Genomic DNA, 14992 nt, shown 5'->3' on the forward strand with positions numbered 1-14992 from the left:
ACGCGGCGCCCCCGGTACCGCCGGACCCGGCGGTCGCTACTGACCGTCGCCGCCGTTGTCGTCCGGGTCGGTTCCGGCGCCATGGTTCGGATTGGTGCAGATGGTGCCCTCGCAGGGCACGTCCTGCCCGTCGCCATTCGGGTTCTGCATATCTGACCCGCCGTTCTCGCTGGGGTCGGTCCCGGCACCGTGGTTCGGGTTGGTGCAGACCGTGCCCTCGCACGGGACTAGGTTGCCCTGTCCGTTCGGGTTCGGCATCACACTCTGCGCAACGTACGAACCTGCCGGGCATCCCGGATCCTGATGCGTCGCACAGTAATTGCGCGTCAGATTGTTGCCCGTCGAGCCATCCGCCCCGCGTGGCCCGCCGTTCACCGGGTTGCCGTTGGCGTCCCAGGAGCCGGCAGCCGGCGCCGGACCGGAGTTGTGGTTGCCCGGCGTGGAGCCGTGCGCCGCGGTGGTACTGGTCGCCGACGATGTCGCCGAGGCCGATGAGCTCGCGCTCGATGTGTCGCCGTTGCCCGACGACGATGAACAGGCGCCGACGAAAGCGACCACGAGACAGAGAAATCCGATCAGCACAGAAAACCGACGCATCAAACACGCTCCCCTTGGCAATGTGAATCTGCTGTGCTTCGGAACATACAACGGCGGTTGTCGACATTTCCGGCGAATTGCAGCATTGCTCGCGTACGCCCCGTTGGGCGCGTCTACGCCTGTGCCCGCGACCTTTCCGCGTGCGGGACGGGGCAGCCGGTCGGAAAGGTCCCGATCCTGCTCAGCTCGAAGCCATTGGGATAGCTGCGAACTCGGTAGTCGTCGGCCATCAGTTTCGCCTTACGCCGCGCCGGCAGCGCCCGGGTCAATTGCGACCGCGCCCTCAACGCAGCGGCCGACATCCGTCGCACCGGCAGCGACGGCCGGCGGTACCGGAACGCGGTCAGCAACGGCTCGTCCATCAGCGCCCGGCTGAAGAGATCGACGGCCGGCGCCGCGACGCGCGGGTAGAAGGACGTCAGCAGTTCGAGGGTGGCGTCGGCGACCTTGCGGGCGCCGTCGTCGTAGGCGAAGTGTTGGCGCTCATAGGAATCGAGGAAGTCCTCGAACTCGGCATAGTCGGCCGGGATGTCCTTGATATTCATGTGTCTGCCGACGGACTGGTAGTACCGCACCACCGCGGTGAGCTCGTCGCGCGACAGCGGACGCCAGCAGTAGTCGTCGAACCAGCGCTTCGGCACCACGACGAAAGTCGCCAGCACATAGCGCATGTCGTCGTTCGAGATGTCGTAGCTGTGGTGCATGGCGTTGATGCGGCGGAAGGCATCCCGCGCCTGCGTGCTGCCGAAGCCGTACTGCATCGGCGCCTCCAGCAGCAGCGCGGTGTCGTCGTAACGCTGCTGCGTGCGCTCGGTGAATTCGCCGGTCTCATAGAGGAGTCGGCCGATCGATGGCACCGCATAGGTCCGGAACAGCGCGAAACTCAGTGCCTGGTTGATATCCCAGGGGAATTCGTACAACGCCAGATTGCGGTAGATCTCGGCATAGTCCGTCTCCGGATCAAGACCGTGGTTTCGACTCGATGTGCGCACGACGCGCTCCCTTCGGCTGTGCAGCCACTATAAGTCGACTTATAATCGGGAGGCAAGGGTTGATTTCACTGGAGGAAAACGATGTCGACAGCCGAGCAGCGGCACACCCGGTTTCTCGACGCCGGCCTGCGGATTCTGGGCACCGACGGCTACCCGGGCCTGAAACAGTCGGCCGTGTGCACCACCGTCGGCGTCACGACCGGCTCGTTCTACTACGCGTTCGGCAGCTGGGCCGATTACACATCCGCACTGATCGGCTACTGGCGCGACCAGGCGAACGACCTGCTGATCGCCCGGGTCGAATCGATCGACGACCCGCAGGAACGAATCGATGCGCTGACTGAGGTCGGCCTCCAGCTGCCGCATGCCTCCGAGGCGGCGATCCGCGTCTGGGCCGCGCATGATCCGGACGTGCACCGTGCCATCACCGAGGTCGACGACGCGCGTATCGCCGTCATCGCCGACAGCTACACCCGGCTCGGGTTACCCGCCGTCACCGCGCGCCACTACGCGGTCACGGCGGTCCTGATGATGATCGGCTACCAATCGGCCGGCCGATCCGACATCGTCGACCTGGACTGGGCGTTCCAGTCGTTGCGCGCGCAAGCGGCCGCGGCAGCGGACGTCGCCGGCTGACAAACGAATTCGGCCACCGATCCCGAATGGGCCGGTGGCCGAACGTCCTTGCCCGGTCAGGCTGCGGCCGCGACCTCCTCTTCGGCCTGCGCCTTGTTGAAGATCGCCTGGTAAACGAGAGCGGCGATGATGCCACCGACGATCGGGGCCACCCAGAACAACCACAGCTGACCCGGCGCACCGTTGCCGTTGAAGAACGCCACGGCGGTCGACCGCATCGGGTTCACCGAGGTGTTGCTGATCGGGATCGAGATCAGGTGGATCAGCGTGAGCGTCAAGCCGATTGCCGCGGGTGCGGCAGACGCCAGCTTCGAGCTGGCGGTGACCGCCAGGATGACGAATACGAAGATCGCGGTCAGCACGATCTCGGCGGCCAGCACCGCGCCGAGTCCGTAGCCGTCGGGCGAATGCGATCCATAGCCGTTGGCGGCCATGTGCCCCTTGGCCTCGAAACCGTCTTTGCCCTTGGCGATTCCGAAGACGGCCAGTCCGCCGATCAGACCACCGATCACCTGCGTCACGATGTACGGGATCAGCAGCTTCGGGTCGAGTCGGCCCGCGAGGGTCGCCCCGACGCTCACCGCCGGATTGAAGTGGCCGCCGGAGATGCCGCCCACCGCGTACGCCATGACGAGTACCGACAGTCCGAACGCAAGCGCGACGCCGACGTACCCGATTCCCACCGGGATTGAATTGTTGTCCTTGTCGGTCGCGACCTGTATGGCAGCGAATACCGCGCTGCCGCAGCCCGCGAACACGAGCCAGAACGACCCGACCAGTTCGGCCGCAAGGGCCGGCACGAGTTTCACGATTGCAATTCCTTTCAGAAGATTCCGGTCATCGACCGACTCACGTCCACTCGTGCGAGCCGTGTCCCTTCCGAAGGGAATGTATGTTGCACAGGACCGCTTTGCAGTCCGGTTTGCCTAATCGTTAGATTTCGTAGCCGAAAGTTTTCGATCCGCTTCCATATCAATGCGCAATTCGTCATATTCAATGTCGACAACGCTCGTTTTCGTCGGCCTCTCGGCCCCGATTCGCAGCAGCCCCACAGCGCTGATCGCCGCGACGACCGACGTTCCGGCCAGCCAGGCGAACACCTGTGTGAATGAATCCGCGCTGTTCATGCCGCTGGCGGTGGCCCGATAGAGGACAACGGCCAGTATCGCCGACCCGACCGAGCCGCCGATGCGCTGAGCGATATTCACCAACGCGGCAGCGTCGGGCAACTGGCTTCTTTGCACGGTGGCGTAGGCCGCCGTGATTACCGGCATCGCCGTCAGACCGATCGCAAATCCCCGAATCAGCAGCAGGGCCTGGAGCAGAATCGCGTTCGGATCGCTACTCAGAAAAATGAACGGAAAAGATGTGACTGCAGCCAACGCAGCACCAAGGAAACCGATCCGGCCGGCGCCAAAACGCTCCGACAGCTGGGCCGCGACCGGCATCGCGATCATTCCGCCGACGCCGAAAAGAATCAATGACACCCCGGTCGACACCACCGATTCATGCCGCACCTGCTGGAAATAGAGCGGCAGCACCAGCATCGTCCCGAATAGCGCGGCACCGTTGAACGCGGTCGCGATGGTTGCCGCGCTGAAGGTTCGATCCCGGAACACCGCCAAGTCCAGGATCGGATGTTCGCTGCGGCGCGCGACCACCACGTAGAGTGCCAGCAGCACGACACCGGCGAGCGTCGGAAGCCAGGCCGAAACTGCTGTGACACTGCCCTTCTCGCCGATCTCGGTCACGCCATATACCAGCAACGGCACTCCGAGTGCCGTCAGGACCAGGCCGCGGACGTCCAGCGGGCCCGCCTGGCCACCGTCGCCCCGCGGGATCACGCGCAATCCGAGTATCACCGCCATGATCCCCAACGGGATGTTGATCAGGAACAACCATTCCCACGACGACCAGCGCAACAGCAACCCGCCGACGGTCGGTCCGATCGCCGGGCCCACCACCACCGCGATACCGATCAGGCTCATCACCCGGCCGAGCCGTTTGGGTCCGGCCGCGGCGCCGATGATCGCCTGGCCGGCCGGCAGCAGCAGCCCGGCCGCAAGACCCTGCAGCACCCTTATCGCGATCAACATCGGCAGCGTCGTGGCCGCCGCGCACAGCGCGGAGGTGATGGTGAAGGCGGCCATCGCGCCGATCCAGACCGGCGCACCCCCGAATCTGCGGATCAACCAGCCGCACACGGGCAACGACACCGCCAATGCCAGCAGATAGCCGCTCGCGATCCACTGCACCGCGCCGAGATCGGCATGCAGATCGACGCCGATGGTGTGCAGACCGATGGTCACCAGTGAGGTGTCCAACGTGCTCATCAGGGCACCGAAGACGATCACGCCTGCTATCCGCCACACGTGCCGCGGCACGTTTCCGGTATCCGCTTCCACCGCGTCCGATTCCATCCGCCGACTCCGATCGATAGTTGCGTACTCTTACAATTGCGGACGCTATCAACAATTGAGAGGGTCGACAAGCGCTATTCTGTGCTCATGCCTGGCGTTCCGACTCAGCCCACCGCCACGACCGAGGTGCAATCGTTGTATCGCTGGCCGACCTACGTCCTCGGCCGCTTGCATCAGGACTTTCACCGACGCATCGGCTCGAACCTGCGCGAACACTGGATCCTGACCGTGCTGGACGAGCACGAGCCGCTGACGCTTTCACAGCAGGATGTGTGCAACGCACTCGACATCGATCGCAGTGAGATGGTGCGGATCATCGATCGGCTCGAGGCCGACGGCCGGGTCGAACGAGTCCGATCGGCCGAGGACCGGCGCCGCTACGCGCTGCGCATCACCGATGTCGGCCGCGCACAGCTTGCGGCGACGCTGCAGGAGTTCGCGGAGGTGAACGCGCAGACCTTCGCCCGCCTGACCCCGGACGAGCTGCGCTCGCTACATCGCCTGGCGCTCAAGGCCGTCGGCGCCTCGGAGACATTCGCCGACCACGGCTAGTCTCCTTTGAACGGCTCCGTGCCGAGTACCAGCTTCAAGCCGTCGATCCCGGAATTGGCCCGGGCGTACTGCAATTCGTGATTCAGGTCGCCGATGTTGTTGAGCACCGGCCAGCTGAGGCCGACCGTCGACAGCACGCCCAGCGCGCGGCCCTGCGAATCGAGATAGGCGCTGCCGCTGTCGCCGGGGATACCCGGGATGCGCATCTGCACCGTGTGCGACCAGCCGTCCGTGACGCTCCGATCGATGCGACCGACGCCGTGCTGCTTGGACAGTCTCGCCAGACTGAACTTGAGACTGGAGCTGCCGTAGCTGTAAACCTCTGCGGGACCGATGATTCCGCTGGTGTTGAGGCCGGTCGGGCCGCCCCAGAACGGCACCGAAGGATTGACCTTCGAGACATCGTCCGGGTTCACCTCGATCAGCGCGAGGTCGTTGTACTGACACGTCGCCGGGTCGCTCTCGCCCCGGCGCTGCATGGTCAGCCAGCTGTCGTAAACGAGGGTGCCGGACCCGAGTTCCGTGCCCTCACCGGTGATCGGATTGCCGCCCTTGTTGAACGTGACGGTGGTGCCCACCGGCAGGCTGTCGATCTGGCAGCCGTTGGTCTGGGTCTCCTTGCCCGTGCCCGAACAATGTGCGGCCTGGCCAAGGTAGACCTTGCCGGCATTGTCGACGAAGACGTAGTTGGTGGTGCATTGCGCGTCGTCGGTATAGGTCTGCACGCCCGGGGTGATGGTCGCCGAATCGGCGTCGGCGAACGGGACCTTGGAGTCGGCCGCGGATACCGTCAGCTGCGGCGCGGGTGGGACGCTGGGCGACTCGCCCAGCGAGCCGGTGCCGTCGTCATTGCACGCGGTCGCCGCAACCACGATCAGCGCGACCGCGCCTGCGGCAGAGATGGCCTGCCGCAGCCGGGTCCCGGTGTTCGTCATTCCCACTCGCGCAGCGTATCGATCATTTCCGCGCGCCGGTGTCGTGCGATCGGCTAGAGGCGTTCGATGCCTAGAGACGCTCGACAATCGTCGCGTTGGCCATACCGCCGGCCTCGCACATCGTCTGCAGGCCGTAGCGGCCGCCGGTGGTCTCCAGACCGTGGAGCATCGTGGTCATCAGGCGACCGCCCGAGGCACCCAGCGGGTGGCCGAGGGAGATGGCGCCGCCACGCGGGTTCAGCTTGGCCGGGTCGGCGTCGAAATGCGACTGCCAGGCCATCGGCACCGACGCGAACGCCTCGTTGACCTCGTAGTGGTCGATGTCGGAGATCGACAATCCGCTGCGCCGCAGCGCTTTTTCGGTCGCCGGGATCGGTCCGGTGAGCATCGTGACCGGGTCGTCGCCGGCCAGGCCGAACGCATGGAATCGGGCGCGCGGGCGCAGGCCGAGTGCGTTCGCCTTCTCCTCGGACATGATCAGCACCGCGGAGGCGCCGTCGGTGAGCTGCGAGGAGTTGCCGGGCGTGATCTTCCATTCGCCGATCTCCGGGAAGCGCTCGTCCATCTCGTCGGTGCGGAACACCGCATTGAGCTGGCCCAGCGACTGGGCAGTCGTCTGCGGGCGGATGGTCTCGTCGGCCGACACCACGGTGCCGTCGGGCAGCGTGATGGGGACGATCTCGCCCGACCGATCGGCCGCATCGGCACGCTGGTGCGACCGCGCCGAGTACTCGTCCAGCGCCTGCCGGTCCAGCTTGTAGCGGGCGGCGACCAGCTCGGCGGACACGCCCTGGGTGATCAGCCCGGGCGCGTAGCGGGCTGTGGCCGACGGGCCGACCGGATCCATGCCGACGCGTGCGGTGCCCATCGGGACCCGGCTCATCGACTCGACGCCGGAGGCGATGACGATGTCATTGGCGCCGGCCAGGATCGACTGCGCCGCGAAGTCGCAGGCCTGCTGGCTGGAGCCGCAGGCGCGGTTGATGGTGACGGACGGAACGCCTTCCGGCAGCCCGGCGGCCAGCCACGCCCAGCGGCCGACGGTGCCGGCCTGCTCGCCCGCGCCGCTGACGCATCCGGTGATGACGTCATCGACGGTGGCCGGATCGAGGTCGTTGCGCTCGACGAGCTGCCGCAGCACCTGACCGAGCAGCTCCACCGGGTGCAACGTGCTCAGGGAGCCGCCGGGCCGGTCGCCCTTGGCCATTTTTCCTTTGCCCATCGGCGAACGGACGGCATCAACGATTACTGCAGTGGTCATGGTGTGATCATCGCACCGGGCGAGACGCGCATGTGCGCCCGGTCTCATTCAACGGACCGCTGTTCGATGCCCGCCCGAAATCCGCGCCGACTTTGTGGATCCGCGCCGGTTGCAGGCGGCGCGGATCCACATTTCGGGCGCGGATTTCGCAAAGGGCGCCGCCGAACTCAGATGACGCCCGCGTCGTGCAGCTCGCCCAGCTCACTGTCGGTCAGGCCGAGAATCGATCCGAGGATCTCGTCAGTATGTGCACCCAGTTCCGGTGCGGGTACGGTGCCGCTGTACTCCGCGTCGATCCGCAGGGGTGAATGCGCCGACACCACCTGCCCGATGCCCGGCTGCTCCAGGTCGGCGAGGACGGGAAGTGTTGCGCCGCTACGCAGTTGATCGACGACGCCGGCAAGCGTCCGGTACTGGCTCCACAGCGCGCCCGCTTCCGTGAGTCCCGCGCGCACCTCGTCGATCCCGTGCGCGTTGAACCATGGCCGCAGCACTGCGGCGATGACCTCACGGTGCCGATACCGCTCCGCTTCGTCCCGGAAGTCCGCATCCAGCGACTTCTCCAGCGCGGCAAAGACTTCCGTGTTGCCGGTGGCCGTGCCCAGCGCCGCCCACTGCCGCGGCGTGAGAGCCACCACCATCACCCGCTCGCCGTCGCTGGTGGTGAAGTCGACGCCGAAGCTGCCATACATGTAGTTGCCATGCCGCGGCCGGTCACCACGCTCGGCAACCTCCGAGAGCCAGCCCAGGTTGGCGACGCCGGCCAGCGTCACGTCCGCGAGCGCCAGCTGCAGATACGAACCGACGCCCGTGCGCGATCGTTTGTGCAGCGCCGCAAGCAGCCCCGTCGTCGCGGTCATGCCCGCGATCAGGTCCCACGCCGGCAGCACCGCGTTCACCGGCGTCGCCGAATCCATCGGCCCGGTCAGCTCGGCCACGCCGTATTCGGTGTTGACGGTGTAGTCGACAGCCGCCCGACCGTCCGCGTGTCCCTCGATATGCACCTGGATCATGTCCGGCCGCCGCGCCGCGAACGCCTCGTAGCCGAACCAGGGACGATTCGGATTGTTGTCGATCACCAGCCCCGTGTCCGGACCGGGCGCGGTGGCGAGCCCCAGCACCAGCTCCTGGCCCCGCGGATCCCGCACATTGATCGCGACGCTGCGCTTTCCGCGGTTGAGCGAGTTCCAGTACAGGCTCTTGCCCGTCTGCTGCGATACCGGCCAGCGGTTGTAGTCGGCGGCGCCGCCCAGGGGGTCGATCCGGATGACATCGGCACCGAGTTGGCCGAGCGTCATGCCGCCTGACGGACCGGCGACGAAGCTGGCGAACTCGACGATTCGCAGCCCCACCAGCGGCTTGTCCGACGATGCGTGCACATTCTCAGGCATTTCATCCCTTCAGACGGCCACGCAAACCGGGGCCATCGCATCCCGCTGAACCGATAATATATATTATCAACTAGCGACCGACATCTCGGCAGGAGGTACCGATGTCCGCTCCCGGCGCGAATCGACTCGCCGCTACCGACGGGCTCACCGACACCCAGCGCGACATCCTCGAGACGGTCCGCAGGTTCGTCGACACCGAGGTCCTTCCGGTCGCCACCGAGTTGGAGCATGCCGACGAATACCCGACCGACATCGTCGCGAAGATGCGGGAGCTCGGCATCTTCGGCATCACCATCCCCGAGGAGTTCGGCGGCCTGGGCGAGTCGCTGCTGACCTACGCGCTGTGCGTCGAGGAGATCTCGCGCGGCTGGATGAGCGTCTCCGGCATCATCAACACCCATTTCATCGTCGCCTACCTGCTGCTGAATCACGGCACCGTCGAACAACAGCGGAAGTTCTTGCCGCGCATGGCGACCGGCGAACTGACCGGCGCGTTCTCGATGTCCGAACCCGCCCTCGGCAGCGACGTCGCGGCGATCACCACGACCGCAGCCGCGACCACCGACGGCGCATACGAGATCACCGGCCAGAAGATGTGGCTCACCAACGGCGGCTCGTCCAGCCTGGTCGCGGTGCTGGTGCGGACCCCGCTGGGACACGATCGACCGCACCAGAACCTGACGACCTTCCTCGTCGAGAAAACGCCCGGCTTCGGAAAGGTGCTACCTGGTGTCACCATCCCCGGAAAGATCGACAAGATGGGCTACAAGGGGGTCGACACCACCGAGCTCATCTTCGACGGCTACCGCGCCGACGCCGGCCAGATCCTCGGTGGCATACCGGGTCGCGGCTTCTATCAGATGATGGACGGCGTCGAGGTCGGGCGCGTCAACGTGGCGGCGCGAGCTTCCGGTGTCGCCCAGCGCGCCTTCGAACTCGGTGTGGCCTACGCCCAGCAACGGGAGACCTTCGGCAAACGCATCGCCGACCACCAGGCGGTGCTCTTCCGGATCGCCGAGATGGGCACGAAAGTCGAAGCGGCACATCAGATGGTGGTGCGCGCGGCCCGGCTCAAGGATACCGGTGCGCGCAACGACCTCGAGGCCGGCATGGCCAAATACCTTGCGTCGGAATACTGCCGGGACGTTGTCGAGGACGCGTTCCGCATTCACGGCGGATACGGCTACGCCAAGGAGTACGAGATCGAACGCCTGTACCGAGAGGCGCCGATGCTGCTGATCGGCGAGGGCACCGCCGACATCCAACGAATGATCATCGGCCGACGATTGCTGGAGAACTACGCGCTCTAGCCCACCCATCGATATCCGAGCCACCTATATTGGGTCTGCGGACCCGCAAGCGGAAGCGAGTGCACATGACCGAGGTCAGCCCCGAGGACTTTTCGATGATCCTTGAGCAGGTGCGGGATTTCGTCAGGTCGACGGTCGTCCCGCGCGAACAGGAGATCGCGGACACCGATGCGATCCCCGATGATCTGCGCCAGATCTGCAAGGACATGGGGCTCTTCGGGTTCGCCATCCCGCAGCAGTGGGGCGGTCTCGGGCTCGACCTGAGCCAGGACGTCGAGCTGGCAATGGAATTGGGCTACACCTCGCTCTCGCTGCGATCGATGTTCGGCACCAACAACGGCATCGCCGGGCAGGTGCTCGTCAACTTCGGTACGCCTGCCCAGCAGGAGGAATGGCTGCCGAAGATCGCCTCCGGCGAGGTGGTCGCGTCGTTCGCGCTCACCGAGCCGGGCGCGGGCTCCAACCCCGCCGGGCTGCGCACCAAAGCCGCACGCGATGGTGACGATTGGATCATCGACGGCGAGAAATGCTTCATCACAAACGCCAACACCGCCGACCTGTTCGTCACCTTCGCCCGCACTCGGCCGGCCGACGAAAAAGGCACCGGCATAGCGGTTTTCCTGGTACCGGCCGATGCCCACGGCGTCACCGTCGCGCCCAAGGACAAGAAGATGGGTCAGGAGGGATCCACCACGGCCGTCGTCACCTTCGACGGTGTCCGGGTCCCGGCCGGCGCGCTGGTCGGCGGCGACGTGGAGCAGGGCTACCGAGCGGCGATGACGTCGCTGGCCCGCGGGCGCGTGCATATTTCGGCCGTCGCGGTCGGAGCCGCGCAGCGCGCACTCGACGAGTCGGTGCGCTATGCCGCGACGGCTACGCAGGGCGGCACGCCGATCGGCGACTTCCAACTCGTCCAGGCGATGATCGCCGATCAGCAGACCGATGTGCTCGCCGGCCGCGCGCTGGTCCGCGATACCGCAGCCAAGTGGGTGTCCGAGGAGGACCGCCGGATCGCGCCGTCGGCCTGCAAGCTCTTCTGCACCGAGATGGTCGGCCGCGTCGCCGATCTCGCCGTCCAGGTGCACGGCGGCAGCGGCTATATGCGCGGAGTTCCTGTCGAACGCATCTACCGCGACGTCCGGCTGCTGCGCCTGTACGAGGGCACCAGCGAAATCCAGCGGCTCATCGTCGGCGGCGGCCTGGTCCGCGCCGAGAAGAAGCGCTCCTGAACTTCCCGACAAACACCGAAACACGTACGGAGGCATCATGTCCGGCCCATTGCTAGACGGAAAGACCGCGGTCATCACCGGCGGTGCGCAGGGTCTCGGCCTCGCGATCGCCACCCTCTTTGTCGCCGAAGGCGCCCGCGTCGTACTCGGCGACATCAACGGTGACGCTGCCGCCGAGGCCGCTGCAGCGCTCGGCGGGTCCGACGTCGCCGTCGGCGCAGCCTGCGACGTGTCGGCGATGGCCGACATCGACTCGCTGCTGAAGACCGCGATCGACACCTTCGGCAGCCTCGACGTGATGGTGAACAACGCCGGCATCACCCGCGACGCGACCATGCGCAAGATGACCGAGGAGCAATTCGATCAGGTCATCACCGTGCACCTGCGCGGAACCTGGAACGGCACCCGCCAAGCCGCCGGCATCATGCGCGAGAACGGCGGCGGCACCATCGTCAACATGTCGTCGATCTCCGGCAAGATCGGCAACCTCGGGCAGACCAACTACTCGGCCGCAAAGGCCGGGATCGTCGGCCTCACCAAGGCCGCGGCCAAAGAGGTTGCCTACCAGGGTGTCCGGATCAACGCGATCCAGCCCGGGTTGATCCGCACGGCGATGACCGAGGCGATGCCCCAGGCGGCGTGGGATTCCAAGCTGGCCGATATCCCGATGGGCCGCGCCGGCGAACCCGACGAGGTCGCGAAGGTGGCGCTGTTCCTCGCGTCGGACCTGTCGTCGTACATGACCGGCACCGTGCTCGAGGTGACCGGCGGAAGGCATATGTAGTGCCGGCCCCGGACTATCCCGGCTGGCATCCGCAGGCCGTCGCCACCGTCGAGACCATCGACCCTGGCCCGATCGCCACGCTGGCGTCGCTGTTCGACGACGGGCTGGCGGCACCCAGCGTCGGCGATCCGCTGCCGCCGCTGTGGCACTGGGTCGCGCTGTCCCGGTGGGCCGCATCATCCGAACTCGGACCCGACGGACATCCGGCGCGCGGCGCGTTCATGCCCCCGATCGACCTCCCGCGGCGGATGTTCGCCGGCGGCACTGTGCAGTTCGGTGCGCCGCTGATCGTCGGCGATCAGATCCGGCGTGAATCGATCGTCGAATCGGTGACGGAAAAGCAGGGCAAGTCGGGGCCGCTGGTGATCGTGGTCGTCCGCACCGTGCTCTACGGACCCGACGGCTCGGTGTCGGTGGACGAACGGCAGAACATCGTCTATCGCAATGCGGCACAGGCTGATCCGGCGACCGTGCCCGACGCCGCGGAGCCGGCGGCCATGCTGCCGGTCGAACGCGCGATCAGCCCGGCGAGCGTGGGCGTGTGGGATTTCCGCACCGACCCGACGCTCCTGATGCGCTTCTCCGCCGCTACGTCGAACGCCCACCGCATTCATTACGACTGGCCGTACGCGACCCGGATCGAGGGGTACCCCGGGCTGGTCGTGCACGGCCCGTTGATGACACTCGCGCTGGTGCAGACCTACCGGTTGACCGGGTCGCTGCAGCCGATCGCCAGCCTGCGCCACCGCAATCTGGCACCGTTGTTCTGTGGTCAGCCCGCACAGCTTCGAGCGACCGCGACCGATGCCGGGACGACGGTCGACCTCATCGGCCCGGGCGGGGCTGAGGCGGGGCCGCACACCACCATCGACCTCACATTCGGCTGATCCCTCGCAATCAACCCGCCACCCGAAAGGACCACCATGCCACGCATTTTCACCTCCCTTGACGAGATCCGCGCCGCCATCGGCGAGGAGGTCGGTCCCAGCGACCCGGTGACGATCGAGCAGGACCGGATCAATGCCTTCGCGGACGCCACCGGTGATCATCAGTGGATACATGTCGACACCGAGCGCGCCGCGGCCGGTCCGTACGGCGCCACCATCGCCCACGGGTATCTGACACTGTCGCTGTTGCCGATGTTCGCGCAGAACCTCTACCAGCTGGACTTCGGCAGCTCCCGGGTCAACTACGGCAGCAACAAGGTCCGCTTCCCGTCGCCGGTGCCGGTGGGGTCGACGCTGCGGGCAACATCGACCTTCACCGACCTGTCCGAGGGCGCCGGCAGCTTCGTGCTCACCACCAAGTTCGTCGTCACCGCCGATGGGGCGAGCAAGCCCGCCTGCGTGGCCGAGACCTTGACGGTTCTGGTCCCCTGACCAGCGCATACCGCATAATCTCCACGAATCCCCGTGTCCGCGCGGTCATCCCCGATGGTGCCGGGCCGCCGCCCGTCGCACCGCTTAGGCTGAGCGGATGGGTCACCCGCACAGTCACGGCAGCACCGGACCGGTCCCGCTGTCCCCGTGGGTCGCGCGCGCCGTCGTCGGCGTGCTGGTGGCTGCCACGGTCGCGGTCGTCATCGGCGTCGTCATGCTGTGGCCGCAGAACCGGCACCATGACATCCCGCTGCAGTTCCAGTCGGCCACGGGCGGGCCGGCCCAGCTGACCACCGGGACTGTCACCGGTCAGACCCAATCGGACTGCCGCACCCCGGGCGCCGGTCAGGCGACCGACACCCCGCCGACCATCACTCCGGTGCCCGACGGCCCGTGCCTGAGCAGCATCGTCTCGCTGACCTCCGGACCCGACAAGGGCTCGTCGGTGGTTCTCCAGATCCCCACCCACCGCGCCGGCGGCGGCCTCACCCCGGACAGCGGCAGCCCGGAGATGTCCCAGCAGCAGCTGAACAGTCCGCAGGCCAATCAGCCGGACCTGAAGATGGGCAACCATATTCGGCTGGTCATCTTCCCGAGCCCGACCGGCCGCAACTACGCGTTCTACGATTTCGACCGCGGCGCATCCACCATCTGGTGGATCGTCGCGTTCGCGGTCGCCATCATCGCGGTCGCGGCCTGGCGCGGCGTCGGCTCCCTGCTGGGCCTGGCATTCGCCTTCGCCGCACTCATCTGGTTTGCCCTGCCGTCCCTGCTCGACGGGCATTCGCCGGTAGCGGTGGCCCTGGTCGCGTCGGCGGCAATCCTCATCGTGGTGATCTTTCTGGCGCATGGCGTCAGCCTCCGCACCAGTGCCGCCCTGCTCGGCACCCTGGTCTCGCTCGGGGTGGCGACAGGGCTGTCGCAGCTGGCGGTGACGACCATGCACCTGTCGGGATTCTCGGACGACAACAGCGCGCTGCAGGCGTATCAGAACGGCATCTCGATCAAGGGAATCGTGCTGGCGGGCTTCATCATCGGCGCCCTCGGTGTGCTCAACGACGTGACCGTCACCCAGGCCTCGACGGTCTTCGAATTGGCGAATATGGGCAGCTCCGGCCGATGGCGCACCTTCGGCTCGGCGATGCGGGTCGGCCGCGACCACATCTCGAGCACCGTCTACACCCTGATGTTCGCCTACGCCGGCGCCGCGCTTCCGCTGCTGATGCTGTATTCGGTGTCCGGACAATCATTTTCGACGAGTGCCACCCGAGACACGATCGCGATCGAGATCGCGCGATCGTGTGTCGGCGGTATCGCACTGGCCCTGTCGGTCCCGCTCACCACCGGAATCGCCACCCTGCTCGCCGATCATCGGCGCCCGACGCCCACCCCGGTTCACGACGATCATCGCGCCGCGACCCCACCGCCATCGCCCAGCCGGGGACGGCATTCCCTCCCCGAGTGATACCCGCGGCAACTAATACCGAGTGCGTCCGTGGTACCCGG

The 14992-nt window shown here is 66.6% G+C and carries 15 protein-coding genes; 8 read left to right on the plus strand and 7 right to left on the minus strand.

Features of this window, described 5'->3' with window-relative positions; translation table 11 throughout:
• Nucleotides 1–36 precede the first annotated feature (36 nt).
• Complete coding sequence (locus G341_RS0109120) at nucleotides 37–597, minus strand: hypothetical protein (RefSeq protein ID WP_155826884.1); 561 nt, start codon at nucleotides 595–597, stop codon at nucleotides 37–39.
• A gap of 113 nt (nucleotides 598–710) precedes the next feature.
• Nucleotides 711–1589: an oxygenase MpaB family protein gene (locus G341_RS0109125; RefSeq protein WP_018178820.1), complete on the minus strand. Its 879-nt coding sequence runs from the start codon at nucleotides 1587–1589 to the stop codon at nucleotides 711–713.
• 81 nt (nucleotides 1590–1670) lie between these two features.
• Between G341_RS0109125 and G341_RS0109130 the strand changes: the two genes are divergently transcribed.
• Entirely contained in the window at nucleotides 1671–2225 is a 555-nt protein-coding gene (locus tag G341_RS0109130; protein ID WP_018178821.1) for a TetR/AcrR family transcriptional regulator, read from the plus strand.
• Between the two features lie 56 nt (nucleotides 2226–2281).
• Here G341_RS0109130 and aqpZ read toward each other — a convergent pair whose 3' ends face one another.
• Entirely contained in the window at nucleotides 2282–3037 is a 756-nt protein-coding gene (gene aqpZ / locus G341_RS0109135) for an aquaporin Z (protein ID WP_043451062.1), read from the minus strand.
• Between the two features lie 114 nt (nucleotides 3038–3151).
• The gene (locus G341_RS0109140; RefSeq protein WP_018178823.1) at nucleotides 3152–4645 is read right to left on the minus strand and encodes a DHA2 family efflux MFS transporter permease subunit; all 1494 of its coding nucleotides are present in this window, start codon (nucleotides 4643–4645) and stop codon (nucleotides 3152–3154) included.
• A gap of 87 nt (nucleotides 4646–4732) precedes the next feature.
• Between G341_RS0109140 and G341_RS0109145 the strand changes: the two genes are divergently transcribed.
• Nucleotides 4733–5197: a MarR family winged helix-turn-helix transcriptional regulator gene (locus tag G341_RS0109145; protein ID WP_018178824.1), complete on the plus strand. Its 465-nt coding sequence runs from the start codon at nucleotides 4733–4735 to the stop codon at nucleotides 5195–5197.
• On the opposite strand, the gene G341_RS0109150 is transcribed toward G341_RS0109145, so the two are convergent.
• The 3 genes from G341_RS0109150 to G341_RS0109160 form a co-directional block, all read right to left on the minus strand.
• Nucleotides 5194–6132, minus strand: coding sequence for a hypothetical protein (locus G341_RS0109150; RefSeq protein WP_018178825.1), 939 nt, complete (start codon nucleotides 6130–6132; stop codon nucleotides 5194–5196). The two genes, G341_RS0109145 and G341_RS0109150, sit on opposite strands and share 4 nt — an antisense overlap.
• A gap of 70 nt (nucleotides 6133–6202) precedes the next feature.
• Nucleotides 6203–7393, minus strand: coding sequence for a thiolase family protein (locus G341_RS0109155; protein ID WP_026303449.1), 1191 nt, complete (start codon nucleotides 7391–7393; stop codon nucleotides 6203–6205).
• 167 nt (nucleotides 7394–7560) lie between these two features.
• Nucleotides 7561–8784, minus strand: a complete 1224-nt coding sequence (locus tag G341_RS0109160) for a CoA transferase (protein WP_018178827.1) — start codon at nucleotides 8782–8784, stop codon at nucleotides 7561–7563.
• Nucleotides 8785–8885: 101 nt separating this feature from the next.
• Here G341_RS0109160 and G341_RS0109165 point away from each other — a divergent pair, with 101 nt between their 5' ends.
• The 6 genes from G341_RS0109165 to G341_RS21555 all read left to right on the plus strand — a co-directional run bounded on the left by G341_RS0109165 (nucleotide 8886) and on the right by G341_RS21555 (nucleotide 14951).
• Entirely contained in the window at nucleotides 8886–10094 is a 1209-nt protein-coding gene (locus tag G341_RS0109165; protein ID WP_018178828.1) for an acyl-CoA dehydrogenase family protein, read from the plus strand.
• A gap of 65 nt (nucleotides 10095–10159) precedes the next feature.
• Nucleotides 10160–11323, plus strand: a complete 1164-nt coding sequence (locus G341_RS0109170) for an acyl-CoA dehydrogenase family protein (RefSeq protein WP_043451102.1) — start codon at nucleotides 10160–10162, stop codon at nucleotides 11321–11323.
• 37 nt (nucleotides 11324–11360) lie between these two features.
• Nucleotides 11361–12107, plus strand: a complete 747-nt coding sequence (gene fabG / locus G341_RS0109175) for a 3-oxoacyl-ACP reductase FabG (protein WP_018178830.1) — start codon at nucleotides 11361–11363, stop codon at nucleotides 12105–12107.
• Complete coding sequence (locus G341_RS0109180; protein ID WP_018178831.1) at nucleotides 12107–12994, plus strand: HTD2 family dehydratase; 888 nt, start codon at nucleotides 12107–12109, stop codon at nucleotides 12992–12994. Before fabG ends, G341_RS0109180 begins: the two co-directional genes overlap by 1 nt.
• Nucleotides 12995–13030: 36 nt before the next feature.
• On the plus strand, nucleotides 13031–13486 hold the full coding sequence (locus G341_RS0109185) for a MaoC family dehydratase (RefSeq protein ID WP_018178832.1): 456 nt from the start codon (nucleotides 13031–13033) through the stop codon (nucleotides 13484–13486).
• A 97-nt stretch (nucleotides 13487–13583) separates the two neighbouring features.
• Nucleotides 13584–14951, plus strand: coding sequence for a YibE/F family protein (locus tag G341_RS21555; RefSeq protein WP_018178833.1), 1368 nt, complete (start codon nucleotides 13584–13586; stop codon nucleotides 14949–14951).
• The last annotated feature ends 41 nt before the right edge of the window (nucleotides 14952–14992 follow it).

This window comes from Jongsikchunia kroppenstedtii DSM 45133 (assembly GCF_000380485.1).
Classification (GTDB): Bacteria; Actinomycetota; Actinomycetes; order Mycobacteriales; family Mycobacteriaceae; genus Jongsikchunia; species Jongsikchunia kroppenstedtii.